Source organism: Paracoccus lutimaris (assembly GCF_003337565.1).
GTDB classification, from domain to species: domain Bacteria; phylum Pseudomonadota; class Alphaproteobacteria; order Rhodobacterales; family Rhodobacteraceae; genus Paracoccus; species Paracoccus lutimaris.
This window is the reverse complement of sequence record NZ_QPJL01000011.1, coordinates 44611-63424: the sequence shown is the minus strand read 5'-3', so window position 1 is coordinate 63424 and position 18814 is coordinate 44611. Positions and strand designations below refer to the sequence as shown.

18 protein-coding genes are annotated in these 18814 nt (G+C 66.7%); 14 read left to right on the top strand and 4 right to left on the bottom strand.

Annotated features, from left to right (window positions below):
* Position 1: 1 nt before the first annotated feature.
* On the bottom strand, positions 2-295 hold the full coding sequence (locus DFP89_RS11500; RefSeq protein ID WP_114349535.1) for a YggT family protein: 294 nt from the start codon (positions 293-295) through the stop codon (positions 2-4).
* A gap of 160 nt (positions 296-455) precedes the next feature.
* Here DFP89_RS11500 and DFP89_RS11495 point away from each other — a divergent pair, with 160 nt between their 5' ends.
* The 6 genes from DFP89_RS11495 to DFP89_RS11470 all read left to right on the top strand — a co-directional run bounded on the left by DFP89_RS11495 (position 456) and on the right by DFP89_RS11470 (position 6083).
* Positions 456-1028 carry an acyl-CoA thioesterase gene (locus DFP89_RS11495; RefSeq protein WP_114349534.1) on the top strand — a complete coding sequence of 191 codons (573 nt, stop codon included), beginning with the start codon at positions 456-458 and terminating at the stop codon, positions 1026-1028.
* Between the two features lie 42 nt (positions 1029-1070).
* On the top strand, positions 1071-2429 hold the full coding sequence (locus tag DFP89_RS11490; protein WP_114349533.1) for an MFS transporter: 1359 nt from the start codon (positions 1071-1073) through the stop codon (positions 2427-2429).
* Positions 2426-3289, top strand: coding sequence for a penicillin-insensitive murein endopeptidase (gene mepA / locus DFP89_RS11485; RefSeq protein ID WP_114349532.1), 864 nt, complete (start codon positions 2426-2428; stop codon positions 3287-3289). Before DFP89_RS11490 ends, mepA begins: the two co-directional genes overlap by 4 nt.
* Positions 3290-3300: 11 nt before the next feature.
* The gene (locus DFP89_RS11480) at positions 3301-4242 is read left to right on the top strand and encodes an esterase-like activity of phytase family protein (protein ID WP_245948678.1); all 942 of its coding nucleotides are present in this window, start codon (positions 3301-3303) and stop codon (positions 4240-4242) included.
* Entirely contained in the window at positions 4239-5375 is a 1137-nt protein-coding gene (locus tag DFP89_RS11475; protein WP_114349530.1) for a serine hydrolase domain-containing protein, read from the top strand. Before DFP89_RS11480 ends, DFP89_RS11475 begins: the two co-directional genes overlap by 4 nt.
* A 93-nt stretch (positions 5376-5468) precedes the next feature.
* Positions 5469-6083: a VUT family protein gene (locus DFP89_RS11470; RefSeq protein WP_114349529.1), complete on the top strand. Its 615-nt coding sequence runs from the start codon at positions 5469-5471 to the stop codon at positions 6081-6083.
* A 409-nt stretch (positions 6084-6492) separates the two neighbouring features.
* On the opposite strand, the gene DFP89_RS11465 is transcribed toward DFP89_RS11470, so the two are convergent.
* A complete protein-coding gene (locus DFP89_RS11465) occupies positions 6493-7674 on the bottom strand; it encodes an acetyl-CoA C-acyltransferase family protein (RefSeq protein ID WP_114349528.1) in 1182 nt (393 codons plus the stop codon).
* Positions 7675-7783: 109 nt separating this feature from the next.
* Between DFP89_RS11465 and DFP89_RS11460 the strand changes: the two genes are divergently transcribed.
* The 5 genes from DFP89_RS11460 (at position 7784) to DFP89_RS11440 (ending at position 11351) form a co-directional block, all read left to right on the top strand.
* Entirely contained in the window at positions 7784-8140 is a 357-nt protein-coding gene (locus DFP89_RS11460; RefSeq protein WP_114349527.1) for a winged helix-turn-helix domain-containing protein, read from the top strand.
* A 64-nt stretch (positions 8141-8204) separates the two neighbouring features.
* Positions 8205-8942 carry a molybdate ABC transporter substrate-binding protein gene (gene modA / locus DFP89_RS11455; RefSeq protein ID WP_114349605.1) on the top strand — a complete coding sequence of 246 codons (738 nt, stop codon included), beginning with the start codon at positions 8205-8207 and terminating at the stop codon, positions 8940-8942.
* Positions 8939-9631 (top strand): molybdate ABC transporter permease subunit, encoded by a 693-nt coding sequence (gene modB / locus DFP89_RS11450; RefSeq protein ID WP_114349526.1) that lies wholly within the window; start codon positions 8939-8941, stop codon positions 9629-9631. The genes modA and modB overlap by 4 nt, the downstream gene beginning before the upstream one ends.
* Positions 9631-10674 carry a molybdenum ABC transporter ATP-binding protein gene (gene modC, locus DFP89_RS11445; protein WP_114349604.1) on the top strand — a complete coding sequence of 348 codons (1044 nt, stop codon included), beginning with the start codon at positions 9631-9633 and terminating at the stop codon, positions 10672-10674. The genes modB and modC overlap by 1 nt, the downstream gene beginning before the upstream one ends.
* A 98-nt stretch (positions 10675-10772) precedes the next feature.
* Complete coding sequence (locus DFP89_RS11440) at positions 10773-11351, top strand: transglycosylase SLT domain-containing protein (protein ID WP_114349525.1); 579 nt, start codon at positions 10773-10775, stop codon at positions 11349-11351.
* A gap of 20 nt (positions 11352-11371) precedes the next feature.
* Here DFP89_RS11440 and DFP89_RS11435 read toward each other — a convergent pair whose 3' ends face one another.
* Entirely contained in the window at positions 11372-11968 is a 597-nt protein-coding gene (locus DFP89_RS11435; protein WP_114349524.1) for a LolA family protein, read from the bottom strand.
* A gap of 105 nt (positions 11969-12073) precedes the next feature.
* Complete coding sequence (locus tag DFP89_RS11430) at positions 12074-13297, bottom strand: UbiH/UbiF/VisC/COQ6 family ubiquinone biosynthesis hydroxylase (RefSeq protein ID WP_114349523.1); 1224 nt, start codon at positions 13295-13297, stop codon at positions 12074-12076.
* A gap of 115 nt (positions 13298-13412) precedes the next feature.
* Here DFP89_RS11430 and DFP89_RS11425 point away from each other — a divergent pair, with 115 nt between their 5' ends.
* From DFP89_RS11425 to DFP89_RS11415, 3 genes are all read left to right on the top strand, one after another.
* On the top strand, positions 13413-14741 hold the full coding sequence (locus DFP89_RS11425; protein ID WP_114349522.1) for an amidase: 1329 nt from the start codon (positions 13413-13415) through the stop codon (positions 14739-14741).
* A 138-nt stretch (positions 14742-14879) separates the two neighbouring features.
* Positions 14880-16073 carry an aminotransferase class I/II-fold pyridoxal phosphate-dependent enzyme gene (locus DFP89_RS11420; protein ID WP_114349521.1) on the top strand — a complete coding sequence of 398 codons (1194 nt, stop codon included), beginning with the start codon at positions 14880-14882 and terminating at the stop codon, positions 16071-16073.
* Between the two features lie 3 nt (positions 16074-16076).
* Positions 16077-18764 (top strand): DNA translocase FtsK, encoded by a 2688-nt coding sequence (locus DFP89_RS11415; protein WP_114349520.1) that lies wholly within the window; start codon positions 16077-16079, stop codon positions 18762-18764.
* Positions 18765-18814: the final 50 nt, after the last annotated feature.

The following is an 18814-nucleotide window of genomic DNA, read 5'->3' as shown; positions in this document are numbered from 1 at the left end:
GTCAGACCCCGTAGAACCAGTCGCGGTTGTTGATCAGCCCGCGTTGCAGGATGATGACGCCGATAAAGACCACCAGGGGCGCCAGATCCAGCCCGCCGGTATTGGGCAGGATCCTGCGGATCGGCGTATAAAGCGGCTCAAGCAGGCGGTTCAGCCCGTTCCAGATCTGCCAGACCAGCGGCTGGCGCAGGTTCAGCACCTGAAAGTTGATCAGCCAGGACATGATGATATGGGCGATCATCACGAACCAGACGACGTCGAGTATCAGCATCAAAGCTTCGTAGATCGTGCCCATTCGGTCCCCTTCCGGCTGTCATGCGACAGGTAAGCCAGCGGCAAGCGTTTCGCAAGCCACTGGACCCAGCTTGACCCCGGCTTGGCGTAGCGTCCCCGATTGACGCCCCCTTGCGCGCTGGTTAGCCCAAAGACGTGCCCAAGGCAGGAGAGAGAGCGCCATGTATCCGTTTCTGCGTTTCGCCAAGGAAATGCTGAAATACCGCCGCGCGCCGCGCATCGGCCTTCTGGAGGCGCATGTCTCGACCCATCGCTGCTGGCCTTGGGATCTGGACCCGTGGATCGAGCTGAACAACGGCCGCACCCTGACGCTTTACGATCTGGGCCGCATCCCGATGGCGGTGCGCACCGGCATCGTCGAGATCCTGCGCCAGAACCAGTGGGGGTTCACCGTGGCCGGGAACTCGGTCCGGTATCGGCGGCGGATCAAGGCCTTCCAGCGCTTTACCATGGTGTCGCGCAGCATCGGCTGGGACGACCGCTTTCTTTACATGGAGCAAAGCATGTGGCGCGGCGGCGAGTGCTGCAACCACATGCTGCTGCGCGTGGCGATCACCTCGACCCAAGGCATCGTACCGCCGGCGCGGGCGTTGCTGGCTGCCGGGCGCGACCCGGAAAGCCCGGCCCTGCCCGAATGGGTCCAGGCCTGGATCGCGGCGGATGCGATGCGGCCATGGCCGCCCGCGCTGCCGCCCATCGCCGCCACCGACCGGACAGACGACTTGCCAGCCTGAGGCGCATCTGACCATATGCGCGCAAGTAGCAACGGGGCCGCCATGAACCGCAAACGCATCTGGGGCTGGTGGTTTTTCGACTGGGCGAGCCAGCCCTATGCCACGCTGCTGATGACCTTCATCTTTCCGGTCTATTACGCCGGGGTGGCGCGCGAACACTATATGGCGCAGGGCATGACCTCTGATGCCGCCGGCGCCAGCGCGCAGGTGCTGTGGGGCTACGGCCTTGCGATCTGCGGCGCGATCATCGCCGTGCTGGCCCCGATCCTGGGCGCGATTGCCGACAATAGCGGACGGAGGATGGTCTGGATCTGGCTGTTCTCCGGCTTTTACGTCGCCGGGGCATGGGGCTTGTGGTTCCTGATGCCCGGCCAGCCGAACCTGCATCTGGCCGTCATGTCCTTTGGCATCGGCCTGATCGGCATGGAATTCGCCACCATCTTCACCAATGCGCTGCTGCCCGGCCTTGCCCCGCGCGAGGAAATCGGCCGGCTGTCGGGTTCGGGCTTTGCCTTTGGCTATCTGGGCGGTGTGGTGGCGCTGGCCGTGATGCTGCTGTTTTTCGCCGAGGATGCGCGCAGCGGACTGACACTTCTGGGCATCCCGCCGCTCTTCGGGCTGGACCCGGCGCTGCGCGAGGGCACTCGCGCCGCCGGCCCCTTTACCGCGATCTGGTATCTGGTCTTCATGCTGCCCTTTGCGCTTTGGGTGCGCGACCCCCCCGGCCCGCGCCAGCCGCTGCGGCTGGGCGCGGCCATGTCGCAACTGGGGCGCCTGCTGGCCAGCCTGCCGCGCAGGCCCTCGCTCAGCGCGTGGCTCGCGTCGTCGATGCTGCTGCGCGATGCGCTGAACGCGCTTTACGCCTTTGGCGGGGTCTTCGCCGGCACGGTGCTGGGCTGGCCGGTGTTTCTGGCCGGGGTCTTTGGCGTGGTCAGCGCCGTCTCAGCCACGCTGGTCAGCTGGATCGGCGGGCGCGCCGACCGGCGCTGGGGACCCAAGCCGGTCATCATCGCCTGCGCGCTGGTCCTGACCGCCGTCTGCACCCTCGTCACCGGCATGAGCCGCCAAAGCATCTTTGGCCTGCCGCTGCCCCCGGGTTCAAAACTGCCGGATGCGCTGTTTTTCCTGTGCGGTGCGCTGATCGGCGGCGCGGGCGGCGCACTGCAGGCCGCAGGCCGCACGATGATGGTGCGCCACGCCACCCCAGCCCGCGCGGCCGAGGCCTTTGGCCTTTACGCCCTCTCTGGCAAGGCCACGGCCTTTCTGGCCCCGGCGCTGATCGCGCTGGCCACCACCGCGACCGGCAGCCAAAGCCTCGGCGTGTTTCCGCTGATCGTGATGTTCCTTCTGGCGCTGGTTCTGTTAATCTGGGTCAAAGCAAAAGGAGAGGCCGAGCAGTGATCCGCAAATTCCTGACCGCCGCCGTCGTGGCGCTGGCCACCCTTGGCGTGGCGCAGGCCGACCCGCTGGCCAAGGACGTCTTTGGCTCCGCCCCCGGCCCGACCGGAGGCGCCCCTGCCGCCATCGGCTTTTATTCCAAGGGCTGCGTCTCGGGCGCGGTCCAACTGCCCGAATCCGGCCCCAGCTGGCAGGCGATGCGCCTGTCGCGCGGCCGCAACTGGGGCCATCCGGAACTGGTCAGCTTTCTGATCGGCCTGTCGCAGGCGGCCCAGCAGGCCGGCTGGCAGGGGCTTTACATCGGCGACATGAGCCAGCCGCGCGGCGGCCCGATGGTTTCGGGCCATGCCAGCCACCAGATGGGGCTGGACGCCGATATCTGGATGCTGCCGCCCGCCAGCCTGAACCTCAGCCGGGCGCAGCGCGAAAAGATCTCGTCGCAATCGGTGGTGAACCGCGCCGGCACCGCGCCCTCGGGCCTGTGGAGCGGCAGCCACATGGCGATCATCCGCGCCGCCGCCCGCGATCCGCGCGTCGAGCGCATCTTTGTCGATCCGGTCGCCAAGGTCGAAATGTGCAATGCCGAGCGCGGCAACCGCGCATGGCTGCGCAAGGTGCGCCCGATCGGCAATCACGACTATCACTTCCATGTCCGGCTGGCCTGCCCGGCTGGCTCGGTCTGCCAGCAGCAGGACCCGCCGCCCGCCGGTGACGGCTGCGCCGAGGCCGCCGAATGGATCAAGAACCGCATCGACCCCAGCCGCGTGAAACCGGCCAAGCCCGATCCGAATTACCGCCATCCCCGCAGCTTCCGCCTCAGTGAGATGCCCCGCCAATGTCAGGCAGTCGCCACCGCAAGATAAAGCGGGGCCGCATGGATCAAGGCACGACCGGGCGGCTTCGCCACCTGGGCGCCCTTGCCGTTGCGGCGCTGCTGATTTCCGGCTCATCGGCCTGCGCGGCCGATCCGGCGCCCGTCGCGCCTGCCGCCTCCGTGCCGCGCGCCGAGCATGTCGGGACCTATGTCTGGTCCATGGACGACGAAGAATTCGGCGGCTTTTCCGGGATCGAGATCAGTCCGGACGGCCGCAGCTTTACCGCCCTGTCCGACCGCTCCTCGATCCGCTGGGGCAGCATCGAACGCGATGCCGAGGGCCGCATCAGCGCTTTGGAACCGGCTGGCCGCGCGCATCTTCTGGACAGCAAGGGCAAATGGCTGCAACCCGGCTGGCAGGGTGACAGCGAAGGCCTTGCCGTCGGCGCCGACGGCACCATCTGGGTCAGCTTCGAGGGGCTGACCCGCGTCGTGCGCTATGACACGCCCGACAGCCTTGCCCAGCCCCTGCCCCGGCCGCCTGAATTCAAGTCCATGCAGCGCAATTCCTCGTTCGAGGCGCTGGCGGTCACCCCGGACGGCACATTGCTGACCCTGCCCGAGCGCTCGGGCGAGATGACGCGGCCCTTCCCGGTCTGGCGCATGCGAAACGGCGCATGGGACCAGCCGTTTTCCATCCCGCGCAGCGGTGACTGGCTGGCGGTCGCCGCCGATATCGGCCCGGACGGGCGCTTTTACCTGCTGGAGCGCGACTTCAAGGGCCTTCTGGGCTTTCGCAGCCGCGTCCGCCGCTTTGACCTTTCTGAAAACGGCATCTCGAACGAGGCCGTGCTGCTGGACTCCCGCCCGCTGCAATATGACAACCTTGAGGGCATCTCGGTCTGGCATGACGGCCAGGGCATCCGCCTGACCATGATTTCGGACGACAATTTCGGCATGCTGCAACGCACGGAACTGGTCGAATACCGGGTCACGGAATGACGGCACCGCGGGTCATCGCCGCGCTTGACCGCGCCATCGACAGCGCCCTGACCGAAAAACGCGTCATCGGCTGCGCGGTCCTGCTGGCCGAGGCGGGCCGCGTGATCCATGCCCGCCATGCCGGTCTGGCCGACCGCGAGGCCGGCCGGCCGATGCAGCCCGGCGCGTGGTTTCGCTATGCCTCGGTCTCGAAGCCCTTCACCACTGTGGCGGCGCTGCGGCTGATGGATCAGGGCCGGCTTTCACCCGAGGATCCGGTGACGCGCTGGCTGCCCGATTTCACCCCGCGCCTGCCCGATGGCACCCAGCCCCTGATCACCGTCGATCAGCTGATGTCGCATCTCGCGGGCCTCGATTACGGCTTCAACCAGCCGGATGACGGACCCTATGCCCGCGCCGGCGTCTCGGACGGGATTGGCGATACCGGCATCCCGCTGGCCGAGAACCTGCGCCGCATCACGTCGGTGCCGCTGGACCGCGCACCGGGCACGCGTTGGCGCTATTCGGTGGCGACCGACGTGCTGGGCGCGGTGATCGAGGCCGCAACCGACATGCCCCTGCAAGAGGCGATGGCACGCCTGGTCACCGGCCCCCTGGGCATCGAGGCCGCCTTCAGCGCCCCCGACCCCGCGCGACTGGCCGCGAATTACGCGGACAGCCGCCCCGAGCCGCAGCGGATGCGCGGCCTGACCCGCGTCGACAACCCGCTGACGCCGGGCCAGGCCTACAGCTTTCTGCCCGCCCGCATCTTCGACCCTGAGGCCTACCCTTCGGGCGGCGGCGGCATGGCCGGCACCGCCGAGGCCGCGCTGACCCTGCTGGAAACCCTGCGCGAGGGCAGTTTCCTCAGCGACCGCATCCGGCTTGAGGCGCACCGCAACCGCATCGGCGACCAGCGCCACCCGATGCGCGGCCCCGGCTGGGGCCATGCCTGGGCCGGCGCTGTCCGCGCGACACCCGACCGCCCCGAGGGCAGCCTGCCGCAGGGTTGTCTCAGTTGGGGCGGCATTTATGGCCATAGCTGGATCGTCGATCCCTCGCGCGGCCGCTCGCTGGTCGCACTGACAAACACCGCCGTCGAGGGCATGAACGGCGCATTCGCGGTCGAAATCGCCTTGGCCACGCTGGCCTGATCCCGAAAACCGTTGACAAAAGCGGGTTTGCGGACCTATTCCGCCTTGCCCCCATCGGGCCGAGTCTCCGCTACCTTGTAAAACGGACCCACCATGCCCCGCATTCTTCCTGGCGTCTTCGCCATGGCCATCATCGTCGTGGCCTCGAACATCCTCGTACAGTATCAGCTGGGCAATTGGCTGACCTGGGGGGCGCTGACTTATCCCGTCGCCTTCCTCGTGACCGACGTCATGAACCGCGTCTATGGCACGCAGGCCGCGCGCCGCGTCGTGCTGGCCGGTTTCGTCACCGGCGTCCTGTGCTCGCTGATCGCCGCAGGCTTTGACAAGACCACGCTGCGCATCGCCATCGCTTCGGGCGCGGCCTTCCTGTCGGCCCAGCTGATCGACATCGCCGTCTTCAACCAGTTGCGAAAATACAACTGGTGGCTACCACCCCTAGCGGCCAGTCTGGTCGGATCGGTGCTGGATACTGCCGTTTTTTTCAGCATCGCCTTTGCCGCAGAACTGGCCCCCTTCTTCCCCAATGACGATGTTTCTTGGGCAAATGAACAGGTTCCGCTGCTGGGAAGCGGTCCCATCATGCCGCTGTGGGTTTCGCTGGCAGTTGCCGATTGGCTGGTCAAACTGGCGCAGGCGGTGCTTGCGCTTGTCCCTTTCCGCATCCTCGTCGGAAATTTAATAGAACGCCGCGCGCAAATTAATTGACTGTTCATACTTCTATGGCAGGCTCACCTCATACGGCAACACATTGAAAGGAGGTGGTCCAGTGTCGAGAGTGATATTGGAGAGAGGTGTCGGGACAGTCAGGGGGGCCGTGGCCTAAGGGCAACCCCAAGGGTCGTAAACCCTGGCTGGGACGGTGGGCACCAACCCTAACCGGACCATCTCCGTAGATCTCGCGAGCCGTTCCCGCCCGGAACGGCTCGTTCTATTTTCCCTTGTATTCAAGACCCGGCCCGGCCTGGAAACCTTCACTCCCATGCGCGGGCCCGGCATGGATATTTAGATGAAGAAGAAATCAAACAGGCCCGGCTTTCTTCTTCATTCAAATATCCAGCCAACCGCGCAAACGGGAGCCCCGGCCTCGGATGACGAGGCCGGGTTGCAGCTTGCCTCAGATGCGCTCGATCGCCAGCGCTATGCCCTGACCGCCACCGATGCACATGGTGATCAGCCCCTTGCGGCCGCCGGTCCGCATCAGCTCGTACATGGCCTTGACGGTGACGATGGCGCCGGTCGCGCCAACCGGATGGCCCAGCGCGATGGCGCCGCCATTCGGGTTCACCTTGGCCGATTCGAGGCCCAGCCCCTTGTTCACCGCCAGCGCCTGCGCGGCAAAGGCTTCGTTCGACTCGATCACGTCGAAATCGCCGATCTTCAGGCCCGTGCGCGCCAGCAGCGCCTCGACCGCCGGGACCGGGCCGATGCCCATGACCTCGGGGCGCACGCCCGCGACCGCGTAGCCAAGGACGCGGAACAGGGGTTTCGCGCCTGCAGCCTTCGCCGCCTCGGCGCGCGCCAGAACGATGGCGCCGGCGCCGTCATTGATGCCCGAGGCATTGCCCGCCGTTACGGTTCCGTCCTTTTGAAAGGCCGGCCGCAGCCCCGCCAGCTTGTCCAGATCGGTGGCCTTGGGGTGCTCGTCGGTGTCGAAAGCGACGACGCCCTTGCGGGTCTTGATCTCGATCGGGACGATCTGCTCCTTGAAATAGCCCTGCGCAATGGCATTCGCGGCGCGTTTCTGGCTTTCCAGCGCGAATTCGTCCTGCGCCTGACGCGAGATGTCATGCTCGCGCGCGACGTTCTCGGCGGTGACACCCATATGGCCGGTGCCCATCGGGCATGTCAACGCACCCACCATCATGTCCAGCATCTGCACATCGCCCATCTTGGCACCGAACCGTGCCGAGGGCACCGCATAGGGCGCGCGGCTCATCGATTCCGCGCCGCCCGCGACGGCGAAATCGGCATCACCCAACAGCAGCGCCTGCGTGGCCGAGACGATGGCCTGCGCGCCCGAGCCGCAAAGCCGGTTCACATTCATCGCCGGCGTGGTGTTTGGGACGCCCGCATCCAGCATGGCGACGCGGGACAGATACATGTCGCGCGGCTCGGTGTTCAGGACATGGCCAAAGACCACGGTGCCAATGCGATCGGGGCTGATGCCGGCGCGCTCGATCGCGGCGCGGGTGACGGTGGCGGCCAGCTCGATCGGTGGCACGGCGGCAAGGCTGCCGCCAAAGGTGCCGATGGCCGTGCGTGCACCCGACAGGATGACGATTTCATTCTCCGACATGGTTCTCCCCCAGAATTTCCATTGAAATCTTGTTACTGGTAGCCCTTCAATCGCGCATGGAAAAGAGCGGCGTGCTCGCGACCCTGCGACAATATGACAGGACCGGCCCATGACCGATGACCCAAGGCTCAGCCTGCGGCTGCATTTCGAATCCGGCCTGACCTTTGGCCGAGGCAAGGCGGATCTCTTGCAAGGCATTGCTGAGGAGGGCTCGATCTCGGCTGCCGGGCGGCGCATGGGGATGAGCTATCGCCGCGCCTGGTCCCTGGTCGAGGAGATGAACGGGCATTTCGCCGCGCCGTTGGTGGACAGCAGCCGGGGTGGCGCCAAGGGTGGTGGCGCGGCGCTGACCGATCTGGGCCGCAGCGTGCTGGCCGATTACCGCGCGCTTGAGGAATTGCTGCGCGATCAGGGCGCCGGGCAGTTGCAGCGCCTGCGGGCGGCGCAGCGTTATGTTCAAGGGTAAATAACGCTTGCCTTGCATCGGCATGACTGGTTATGTCCGTGGAAACATAACGATGGATCCGCCCATGCGCCTGCCGCTGATTGCCGCCCTGATCGCCCTTGCCCCCGCCGCCCAAGCCGATGAGATCACGGTCTTTGCCGCCGCCAGCCTGAAAACCGCGCTGGACCAGATCGCGGCGGACTGGCAGACCGCCCATGGCGATACGGTGGTGATTTCCTATGCCGGCAGTTCGCAACTGGCCAAGCAGATCCAGCAGGGGGCACCGGCGGATCTGTTCATCTCGGCCTCGACCGGCTGGATGGATGCGGTGCAGGAAACCGGCAGTATCGACCCGGCCACGCGCCGCGATCTGCTAGGCAATACGCTGGTGCTGGTCGGGACCGGCACGCCTGCCGAGGCGCCGATTGCCGACCTGCCCGCGCTTTTGGGCGATGCCAAGCTGGCTATGGCGCTGGTCGATTCCGTGCCCGCCGGGCAATATGGCAAAGAGGCGCTGATCTCGCTGAACCTGTGGCCAGAGGTCGAGGCGCAGGTCGCGCAGGCCGACAATGTCCGCGCCGCGCTGAAGCTGGTCGCAACCGGCGAGGCGCCTCTGGGCATCGTCTATGGCAGCGATGCGGTGGCCGAGCCCGGCGTCGGCGTCGTCGCGACATTCCCCGAAGACAGCCACAAGCCGATCACCTATCCCGCCGCTGTGACCAGCAGTGCCGACACGCCGCAGGCCGCCGCCTTCCTTGACAGCCTGTCGCAGGAACCGGCAAAAGCGGTCTTTGAAGCGCAAGGATTTACCGTCCGACCATGACCCTGACCGACTGGCTTGGCCCGCAGGAATGGCAGGCCGTCCGCCTGTCGCTGCGGGTGGCGGGCGTGGCCATGCTGGCCAGCCTGCCCTTTGCCATTGCTGTCGCATGGCTTTTGGCGCGGCGGCGCTTTCCGGGCCATGGGTTGCTGAGCGGGATCGTCCATCTGCCGCTGGTCCTGCCGCCGGTCGTCACCGGCTATCTGCTGTTGCTGACCTTTGGCACCCAGGGCCCCATCGGCAGCCTGCTGCAACCTTTGGGCATCACCTTTGCCTTTCGCTGGACGGGTGCGGCGCTGGCTGCGGCGATCATGGCCTTTCCGCTGATGGTGCGCACCATCCGGCTGGGCTTTGAATCCGTCGATCCGCGGCTGGAGCAGGCCGCCGCCACGCTGGGCGCGCCGCGCATCTGGATTTTCCTGACCGTGACCCTGCCGCTAATCCTGCCCGCCATGCTGGCCGGCGCCACGCTGGGCTTTGCCAAGGCCATGGGCGAGTTCGGCGCCACCATCACCTTTGTCTCGAATATTCCGGGCCAGACCCAGACCCTGCCCTCAGCCATCTATGCGCTTCTGCAGGTGCCTTCGGGCGAGGCGCAGGCGATGCGGCTGGTGCTGGTCTCGGTCGTCATTGCCATCGGGGCGGTGCTGGTCTCGGAGTGGCTGGCGCGGCGGATGGAGGCGCGGCGCTGATGCTGGAGGTGGCCTTTCAGCACGCCTTTCCCGGGCTGACGCTGGACATCGCCTTTCAGGCGCCGGGGGGCGTGACGGCGCTGTTCGGCCCTTCGGGCTGCGGCAAGACCACCACGATCAACGCGATTGCCGGGCTGATGCGGCTGGATCGGGGCCGGATCGCGCTGGGGGACCGGCTGCTCTTCGATGGCCAGACCGACCTGCCGCCGCAGGCCCGGCGCATCGGCTATGTCTTTCAGGATGCAAGGCTTTTCCCGCATATGACGGTGGCCGCGAACCTGCGCTATCCGGCGCGCTGGCGGCGCGGGGCGGGGCGCGATTTCGACCGCATCGTCGATATGCTGGCGCTTGAGCCGCTGCTGACCCGCCGTCCCGGCACGCTGTCCGGGGGCGAACGCCAGCGTGTCGCCATCGGCCGGGCGCTGCTCTCGGACCCTGACCTTCTGGTCATGGACGAGCCTCTGGCCGCGCTGGACGAGGCCCGCAAGGCCGAGATCATGCCTTGGCTCGAACGCCTGCGCGACGAAATCCGCCTGCCGATCCTTTATGTCAGCCACTCCGTCCCCGAGGTGCTGCGGCTGGCCAATACGGTCGTTCTGATGCGGCAGGGCCGCGTCACCCATGCCGGGCCGCTGGCGGATATCCTGACCGATCCCGAACTCGCGCCTGAACTTGGTGCGCGCGAGGCCGGCGCCCTGATCCGCGCCCGGATCGTGGGGCGGGAACCCGATGGGCTGACCCGCGTCGCGACCTCGGGCGGGACCATGTTGCTGCCAGCGCTGGACATGGCGCCGGGACGCGAATTACGGCTGCGGATCTGGGCGCATGAGGTGATCCTGTCGCGCGAGGCGCCGCAGGGCCTCTCGGCGCTGAACGTGCTGCCGGTGCGGGTCCTGCGCGTCCATGGCGGGCTGGTGCAGCTAGCCTTGGGGGATGAGCGGATGCTTGCCCAGATCACGCCGCGATCCGTGAAAGCGCTGGATTTGCAGGCCGGCGCGGCCTGCCATGCCATCGTGAAATCGGTCTCGGTCCTGCCCAGCTAGGCGCTTGACCGCCACCCGTCGAGGCTTTGTCATTTGCGCGCCCCCCGATTTCGCTTATGCTTGCGAAAAAAATGGTCAAAAAAGGTCATGAGGGCAGTATGAACAGGTTTCTCAAGCTCGCCATCGTCGGGCTGGTCGCCTCTTGCGGGGGTGGCGGGAACTACAAGGCGCCGCGCAATCTGGACAATGCCTGCGCCATCGTGGCCGAGCGTCCGGCCTATCTGCGCGCCATGCAAAAGGCCCAGCAGCGCTGGGGCGTGCCGATCCATGTGCAGATGGCGACGATCCATCAGGAATCGAAATTCATCGGCGATGCGCGCACCCCCCATCGCTATGTGCTGGGCATCATCCCGGTCGGGCGGCAAAGTTCGGCCTATGGCTATAGCCAGGCGCTGGATGGCACCTGGGACGAATACCGCAAAAAGACCGGCAACCGCCGGGCGCGCCGCGACGACATCCGCGATGCCACCGATTTCATGGGCTGGTACATGAACGATACCGAGCGGATGCTGGGCGTCTCGAAATGGGACGCCGCCTCGCAATATCTGGCCTATCACGAGGGGCGGCAGGGCTTTGCCAATGGCTCGCATCGCGGCAAAAGCTGGCTGATGGGCGTCGCGGGCAAGGTCAATGCCCGGGCCGAGCTTTACCAGATGCAGCTGGCTTCCTGCCGCTAGGAAAGGCGCTGTCGCCCGCCCTATTTGCGGCGGGCGAGTTCGCTTTCGATGGCGAATTTCGACGGCGGGAAGGTCACGCCGGTCTTCATCTCGCCCAGAATGACGGTGGTGCGGGTGCCCGCATCATCGGTCACCACCCATTGCCTGAGCTGCGTCGGATTGGCGGAAAACACCATCTGAATATTGCCATATTCCGGGTGCTGCGGGTCCTGCGCGGTGACCACGGTGGTGTTCTTCTTTTCGGCATAGCCGGTGACCATCCGGGCCTGCCCCAGATTGACGTTCGGCGCCAGAATCAGCGACAGCGGGGTTTTCGACAGCGGATATTGCTGCGGCCCGCTGCGCGACTTGCCGTCGAACACCGCGACCTGCCCGGCCGAGGCCAGCACCAGCGTCTTGTCGCCCTTGTATTCGAACCGCACCCGGTTCGGGCGATGGATGAACACCGTCCCGGTCGAGATCGAGCCGTCGCCATTCACCTGGGTGAACTCGGCCTGCGCGGTTTTCAGGCTGTTGAGATAGCGCGAGATCTCGTTCAGGGGGATTTTCTCGGCCATGGCCGGGAAAGCCATGGCGAGAGCAAGGACGGGCGCAAGGGCGAGCGATCTGAGTTTCATGGGCCTGAGGATAGCCTTTCGGGAAAAACTTGCACATCACGTTCACCGGACATGCGGGTCAGAAACGCTCGCATGGACGTGAGCGTTCCATGCCGTTTTCGCGATCTAAAGTCGCTGGCCGGTCAGCAGCCGCGGCATCGGCTCAAGGCTCAGCCCCGCCGCCTGCCGCATGAAGCCGCGCCGCAGGGGCGGAATGGCATCGACCAGACCCATGCCCAGCTCTCGCGCCGCACGCAGCAGGGGATTGGCGTTGGAAAACAGCGTATTCACCCCGTCCATGCCAAAGGCCAAGGCCGTCGCATCGGGCCGGCGCCAGTCCTGATAGCGGGTCAGGACCTGATCGCCGCCGAAATCCTCGCCCCGGCGGCGGGCGCCGACGATCACCTCGGCCAAGGCTGCCACATCGCGCAGCCCAAGGTTCAGCCCCTGCCCGGCAATCGGGTGGACGCCATGCGCCGCATCGCCGATCAGCGCGATGCGGGGGCCGACGTAACGCTCGGCCAGCGTCAGGTTCAGCGGATAGGAGAAACGCGGGCCGGCAAGGCGGATCGCGCCATGCGCCTCGCCAAAGCGCGGGCGCAGGACGGTCAGGAACTCGTCATCGGGCAGCGCCGCGATGGCACGGGCATTGTCGCGGCTTTCCGACCAGACGATGGAACTGCGATTGCCGGTCAGAGGCAGGATCGCCAGCGGCCCGGTGGGCATGAAATACTGATAGGCCGTGCCCTCATGCGGCAATTCGTGATCGACCGCCGCGACCAGCGCGATCTGGCCGTAATCATGGCCGAAGCGCTTGATCCCCGCCCGCGCCGCCGTGCCCGATTGCCGCCCGTCGGCACCAATCAGCAGCCGCGCGCGAAGTTCGCGCCCATCCGACAGCGCGACGCGGATGCCCGCGCCCTCGGGTTCCTGCCCCTGAACCGAAATGCCCGACAGATGCGTCACCCGATCCTGCATCGCCGCCAGCAGGGCGCGATACAGGAAGCGGTCTTCAAGCATATAGCCCAGCCGGCCTTCCTCGATCTCGGCGCCATCGAAATGCAGCCCGAAGGGGCCGGGGCCGCTGCCCGCCTGCCCCTGCGTAGCCTGCACCTTGCGAATTTCCTGCGCATCCGGCGCCAGCGCCTTCCACAGCCCCAGCGCTGCCAGCAACCGCTGCGAGGCCAGGGCCAGCGCATAGGCGCGCCCGTCGAACGCATCACCGGCACGGGCATCGGCAGGCCGCGCATCGACCACGGCGACCGACAGACCCGCATCGGCCAGCGCCAGCGCCAAGGCGGGACCGTTCAGCCCGCCGCCCGCAACCACGATATCGAAATCCCTATCCATGGCCGCACTATGCCCAGCGCGCCCATAAAGTCCATGCGTCAAAGCCGGTCCGGCGGCATTGCGGGCAGCGTGTCGCAGGGCTACCTTGACGGAACGAAACGCGAAAGGGGATTGCATGGATTGGCTCAGGGCACCGGCGGCGGAACAGGGGCGGGCAATCCTTGCCGGGTTGATCAGTCCGGTCGAGCAGGTCGAAGGCTATCTTGAGGCCGCGGCCCGGCATCCCTATGGCAAGCGCATCTATGCAAGGCTTACCCCGGACCGCGCCCGGGCCGAGGCCATCGCCGCCCACGACCGCGCCAAGGCCGGGCTGCGGCGCGGGCTTCTGGACGGCGTGGCGCTGAGCTGGAAAGACAATATCGACAGCGCCGGCATTCCGACCGAAGCCGGCTCGCGCCTGCTCAAGGGGCGTACGCCCGACAGCGACGCGGCCATTCTGGCCGGGGCGACGCTGGACGGGCTGGTCTGTCTGGGCAAGACCCATATGACCGAACTGGCCTTTTCCGGGCTGGGGCTGAACCCGATGACGGCAACGCCTCCGAACAGCATCGACCCCGCGCTGGCGCCGGGCGGCTCAAGCTCGGGGGCGGCGGTTTCGGTCGCGCTGGGTCTGGCGGCGGCGGCCATTGGCAGCGATACCGGCGGCTCGTTGCGGGTGCCGGCGGCGTGGAACGGGCTCGTCGGCTTCAAGCCCAGCCATGGCACGGTCAGCGATGCCGGGGTGGTGCCGCTGTGCCGCCGCTTTGACGTGGCCGGCCCCATCGCCCGCACCGTCGAAGACTGCGCCGAGATCTATGCCATCCTGCGCGGCGAAAAAGCCGCCGATCTGGGCAGCACCAATGCGCGCGGACGGCGACTGATGGTGCTGGACGGCGTCCCGTTCCAGGACACGCGCCCCGCCCCCGTCGCCGCGTTTGAGGATGCGGTGGCGCGACTGGCCCGTGCGGGGGCGCGCATCACCCATGCCTCGCCGCCCTGCGTGGCCGAGGCGATGGCGCTGGCCCCGATCCTGTTTGCCCCCGAGGCCTATGGTATCTGGCAGGACCAGATCGAGGACGCGCCCGAGCTGATGTATCCGCCGATCCTGGAACGTTTCCGGGGCGGAAAGCAGACCCTCGCCGCCGATTACGTCGCCGGCTGGGAATGCCTGAACCGGCTGCGCGCCGACTGGGCGCGACTGGTCGCGGGCTTTGACGCCGTGATCATGCCCACCTCGCCGATCCTGCCGCCCGACGCCAACCGCCTGCTGACCGAACCAGAGTTCTTCGCCTCGGAAAACCTGCTGACCCTGCGCAATACCCGCATCGCCAATCTGCTGGGCCTGCCGGCGATCAGCCTGCCGACCGGCCATCCCGCCTGCGGGTTGATGCTGATGGGGGCGGCGGGCCATGACCGGGCGCTGCTGACCATCGCCGCCGCCGCCGAGGCCGCCCTGCGCCCCTAGGTGCGGGCTTCGATGCAACTATCGCGTGCAAATGCAGGGCATATCGGCAGGATTTGCCCGCGAAACTCTGGACGCATGCGGTTTATGCCGGTAATCTCGCTGCAAACGGGGCGATACGACCCCGAATGAGAGGCAGACATGGCATCACCCGAGCGGTTCTCGAACCTGCCGGATTACGCGTTTCCGCGCCTGCGGGCGCTGCTTGCGGGCATTCCCGCGGGCGGCGATCCCGTCGTGCTGACCATTGGCGAGCCGCGCCACGCCCTGCCCGATTTCACCGGCCCGATCCTTGCCCAACATGTGGGTGAGTTCAGCAAATACCCCTCGAACGAGGGCACGCCCGAGCTGCTGGCGGCAATCTCGGGCTGGCTCGGCCGCCGTCACGGCATCGAGGTCGCGCCGGAACGCATCGTCACCCTGAACGGCACGCGCGAGGGGCTGTTCAACGCGGCCCTTGCGCTCTCGCCCGAGGAAAAGAACGGCCAGCAGCCCGCGATCCTGATCCCGAACCCGTTCTATCAGGTCTATGCGGTCGCCGCCGCCGCTGTCGGCGCCGAGCCGGTCTTTGTGCCCGCGACCCCCGAAACCGGCCATATGCCGCGCTACACGGATCTGGACCCGGCGCTGCTGGACCGGGTGACCATCGCCTATCTGTGTTCGCCCGCCAATCCGCAGGGGGCCGTCGCGGATGAAGACTATCTTGAGGAACTGATCACGCTGGCGGATCGTCACGACTTCCTGATCTTTTCCGACGAATGCTATTCCGAGATCTGGCGCGACGCGCCGCCGCCCGGGGCGCTGGCCGTCGCCACGCGCATGGGACTGGCCGACCGGGTGGTGATGTTCAATTCGCTGTCCAAACGTTCGAACCTTGCCGGGCTGCGTTCAGGCTTTGCGGCGGGCGGGCCGGGGCAGATCGCCCAGATGCGGCGGCTGCGCAGCTATGCCGGCGCGCCGCTGCCCTTGCCGATCCAGCGCGTCAGCGCCGCCGCCTGGGCGGATGAGGCCCATGTCGACGCGAGCCGCGCCCTTTACCAGCAGAAATACGCCATTGCCGACCGCGTTCTTGGCAATGTGCCCGGCTATCAGCCGGTCGCGGGCGGCTTTTTCCTGTGGCTGCCGGTGCCGTCTGAAATCGGCGACAGCGAGACGGCGGCGAAAAAGCTCTGGGCCGAGGAAGGCATTCAGGTCCTGCCCGGCGCCTATCTGTCGCGCGACACCGCGACCGGAAATCCGGGCAAGAATTTCCTGCGTGTGGCGCTGGTCGCCACCGCGAACGAGACCGAGGCGGCCCTGAACCGCCTGAAAAACTGTTTGTATCAAGGGGGGTGACGCATGGCGAGTTGGCAGGCGAAACACCGCGATCCGCTGTTTGACCAATCCACGCAAGCGGCGCTTGAACGGCGCGGCAAGGAATTGCTCGGCGCGGGTCTGGTGGTTCTGGGCGTTCTGATCGCGATGATGCTGATCAGCTACTCGCCCGACGATCCCAGCTTCATGTCGGCGACCGACCAGCCGGCGCAGAACTATCTGGGCAGCCCCGGCGCCTATATCGCCTCGGCCCTGTTCATGATCACCGGTTACGGCACCTGGGTTCTGGTGCTGGGCGCGGTGGTCTGGGGCCTGCGCCTGATGCTGCACCGGGGCGAGGAACGGCTGATGCGCGCCATCTTCCTGCCCATCGGCATGGTGCTGGTCTCGGTCTATGCGACCTCAATGGCACCGCCCGAGGGCTGGACGCAAAGCTTTGGTCTTGGCGGGCATCTGGGCGACATGCTGATGGGGGGGATGCTGTCGGCAATGCCGATGCGCGCCTCGATCGCGATCAAGTTTCTGGCGCTGCTGACGGCGGCGGGGGCGGTGGCTTTTCTGGCCTTCGTGCTGGGTTTCGACCGCAAGGAGCTGATGGCGATCCGCGCCTATCTGCTGGACGGTCTGGCGACCGCGCGGCTTTTGGCGCTGCATGCGGCGGACCGGGGGGCGCGCCTGTCCTCGGGCGCTGCGCGCGAGCTGAAATCCCGCGCCGAGGCCCGGCGTGAACGCACCAGCCGCGCCGGCTCGTCGGCGCTGCCGCAGCCGCCGCTCTCGGCACCGGTCCTGCCCAGCCTGCGCCGTGCCCCGGCGCCGCTGGCCGAGGACCGCGATTTCACCCTTGAATCCGAACTGGTCGAGCACGAAACGCATTACGCCGACGATGACGAAGCCCCCTCGAATGCCGAGATCAGCGCCCGCATCACCGATGCCATCCGCCAGCGCGGCGAACGCCCCGAGGGCAAGGGCCTGTTGTCGGCGGTCACCCAGCGCCTGACCGGCAACCGCGCCGCCCCTCTGCCCCGGACCGAGCCGGTGCTCAGCATGGACGAGGACGGCAACGACCTGCCGGAACCCGCCACCGCCATGCCCTTTGGGGCTGAGACCGCCCGCGTCGTCGTGCCGCCCAGCAAGCCCGCCGCCCCCTCGCGGCAGGCGCAATCCGAGGCCCAGCCCGCGCTGCGCTTTGACGACGCGATCAGCCATTACGAGCACCCGCCGCTGTCCCTGCTGGCCGCGCCCGACGCCGTGCCGCGCCATCAGCTTTCGCAGGAAGCGCTGATGGAAAACGCCCGCATGCTTGAGGCAGTGCTGGACGATTACGGCGTCAAGGGCCAGATCACCGAGGTCCGCCCCGGCCCCGTGGTCACGCTTTACGAGTTGGAACCGGCGCCGGGTCTCAAGGCCAGCCGCGTCATCGGACTGGCGGACGATATCGCGCGCTCGATGTCGGCCTTGTCGGCGCGCGTCTCGACCGTGCCGGGGCGCTCCGTCATCGGGATCGAACTGCCGAATGCCCGCCGTGAAAAGGTCGTGCTGCGCGAGATCCTCGCCTCCAAGGCTTATGGCGACGGCACGCAGCCGCTGCCCTTGGCACTTGGCAAGGATATCGGCGGCGGCCCGGTCGTCGCGAACCTTGCCAAGATGCCGCATTTGCTGATCGCCGGGACCACCGGCTCGGGCAAGTCGGTGGCGATCAACACCATGATCCTGTCGCTGCTCTACAAGCTGACGCCCGAGGAATGCCGGCTGATCATGATCGACCCCAAGATGCTGGAACTGTCGGTCTATGACGGCATCCCGCATTTGCTGTCGCCCGTCGTGACCGATCCGAAAAAGGCCGTCGTGGCGCTGAAATGGGTCGTGGGCGAGATGGAGGAACGCTATCGCCGCATGTCCAAGATGGGTGTCAGGAACATCGAGGGCTATAACGGCCGCGTCCGCGAGGCGCTGGACAAGAACGAGATGTTCAAGCGCACCGTCCAGACCGGCTTTGACGAGGACACCGGCGAGCCGGTCTTTGAGACCGAGGAATTCCAGCCCCAGTCCTTCCCCTATATCGTCGTCATCGTCGACGAGATGGCCGACCTGATGATGGTCGCGGGCAAGGAAATCGAGGCCTGCATCCAGCGTCTGGCACAGATGGCGCGGGCCTCGGGGATCCACCTGATCATGGCGACGCAGCGCCCCTCGGTCGATGTCATCACCGGCACGATCAAGGCGAACTTCCCGACCCGGATCAGCTTTCAGGTCACCTCGAAAATCGACAGCCGCACCATCCTTGGCGAACAGGGGGCCGAGCAATTGCTGGGTCAGGGCGACATGCTCTACATGGCCGGCGGATCAAAGATCACCCGCGTCCACGGCCCCTTCGTTTCCGATGAAGAGGTCGAGGAAATCGTCAACCACCTGAAATCCTTTGGCCCGCCCAGCTATATGTCGGGCGTCGTCGAAGGCCCGGACGAAGAGCGCGCCGACAGCATCGACATGGTGCTGGGCCTGTCCACCGGCGAGGGGGGCGACGCCGAACTTTACGACATGGCCGTGGCTATCGTCGCCAAGGACCGCAAATGCTCGACCAGCTATATCCAGCGCAAGCTGGCCATCGGCTATAACAAGGCCGCGCGTCTGGTCGAACAGATGGAGGATCAGGGCGTCGTCAGCCCGGCGAACCATGTCGGCAAGCGCGAGGTTCTGGTCCCCGAGGTCTGACCCCCCTGCCCTACCCGGGGCACCCTATCGAAACGACAAGGCCGGGTCCC

Bases quoted from the DNA above. Each gene is read 5' to 3' on its own strand.
- DFP89_RS11500 (WP_114349535.1), bottom strand. From the start codon at position 295: ATGGGCACGATCTACGAAGCTTTGATGCTGATACTCGACGTCGTCTGG.
- DFP89_RS11495 (WP_114349534.1), top strand. From the start codon at position 456: ATGTATCCGTTTCTGCGTTTCGCCAAGGAAATGCTGAAATACCGCCGC.
- DFP89_RS11490 (WP_114349533.1), top strand. From the start codon at position 1,071: ATGAACCGCAAACGCATCTGGGGCTGGTGGTTTTTCGACTGGGCGAGC.
- DFP89_RS11480 (WP_245948678.1), top strand. From the start codon at position 3,301: ATGGATCAAGGCACGACCGGGCGGCTTCGCCACCTGGGCGCCCTTGCC.
- DFP89_RS11475 (WP_114349530.1), top strand. From the start codon at position 4,239: ATGACGGCACCGCGGGTCATCGCCGCGCTTGACCGCGCCATCGACAGC.
- DFP89_RS11470 (WP_114349529.1), top strand. From the start codon at position 5,469: ATGCCCCGCATTCTTCCTGGCGTCTTCGCCATGGCCATCATCGTCGTG.
- DFP89_RS11465 (WP_114349528.1), bottom strand. From the start codon at position 7,674: ATGTCGGAGAATGAAATCGTCATCCTGTCGGGTGCACGCACGGCCATC.
- DFP89_RS11460 (WP_114349527.1), top strand. From the start codon at position 7,784: ATGACCGATGACCCAAGGCTCAGCCTGCGGCTGCATTTCGAATCCGGC.
- modA (WP_114349605.1), top strand. From the start codon at position 8,205: ATGCGCCTGCCGCTGATTGCCGCCCTGATCGCCCTTGCCCCCGCCGCC.
- modB (WP_114349526.1), top strand. From the start codon at position 8,939: ATGACCCTGACCGACTGGCTTGGCCCGCAGGAATGGCAGGCCGTCCGC.
- modC (WP_114349604.1), top strand. From the start codon at position 9,631: ATGCTGGAGGTGGCCTTTCAGCACGCCTTTCCCGGGCTGACGCTGGAC.
- DFP89_RS11440 (WP_114349525.1), top strand. From the start codon at position 10,773: ATGAACAGGTTTCTCAAGCTCGCCATCGTCGGGCTGGTCGCCTCTTGC.
- DFP89_RS11435 (WP_114349524.1), bottom strand. From the start codon at position 11,968: ATGAAACTCAGATCGCTCGCCCTTGCGCCCGTCCTTGCTCTCGCCATG.
- DFP89_RS11430 (WP_114349523.1), bottom strand. From the start codon at position 13,297: ATGGATAGGGATTTCGATATCGTGGTTGCGGGCGGCGGGCTGAACGGT.
- DFP89_RS11425 (WP_114349522.1), top strand. From the start codon at position 13,413: ATGGATTGGCTCAGGGCACCGGCGGCGGAACAGGGGCGGGCAATCCTT.
- DFP89_RS11420 (WP_114349521.1), top strand. From the start codon at position 14,880: ATGGCATCACCCGAGCGGTTCTCGAACCTGCCGGATTACGCGTTTCCG.
- DFP89_RS11415 (WP_114349520.1), top strand. From the start codon at position 16,077: ATGGCGAGTTGGCAGGCGAAACACCGCGATCCGCTGTTTGACCAATCC.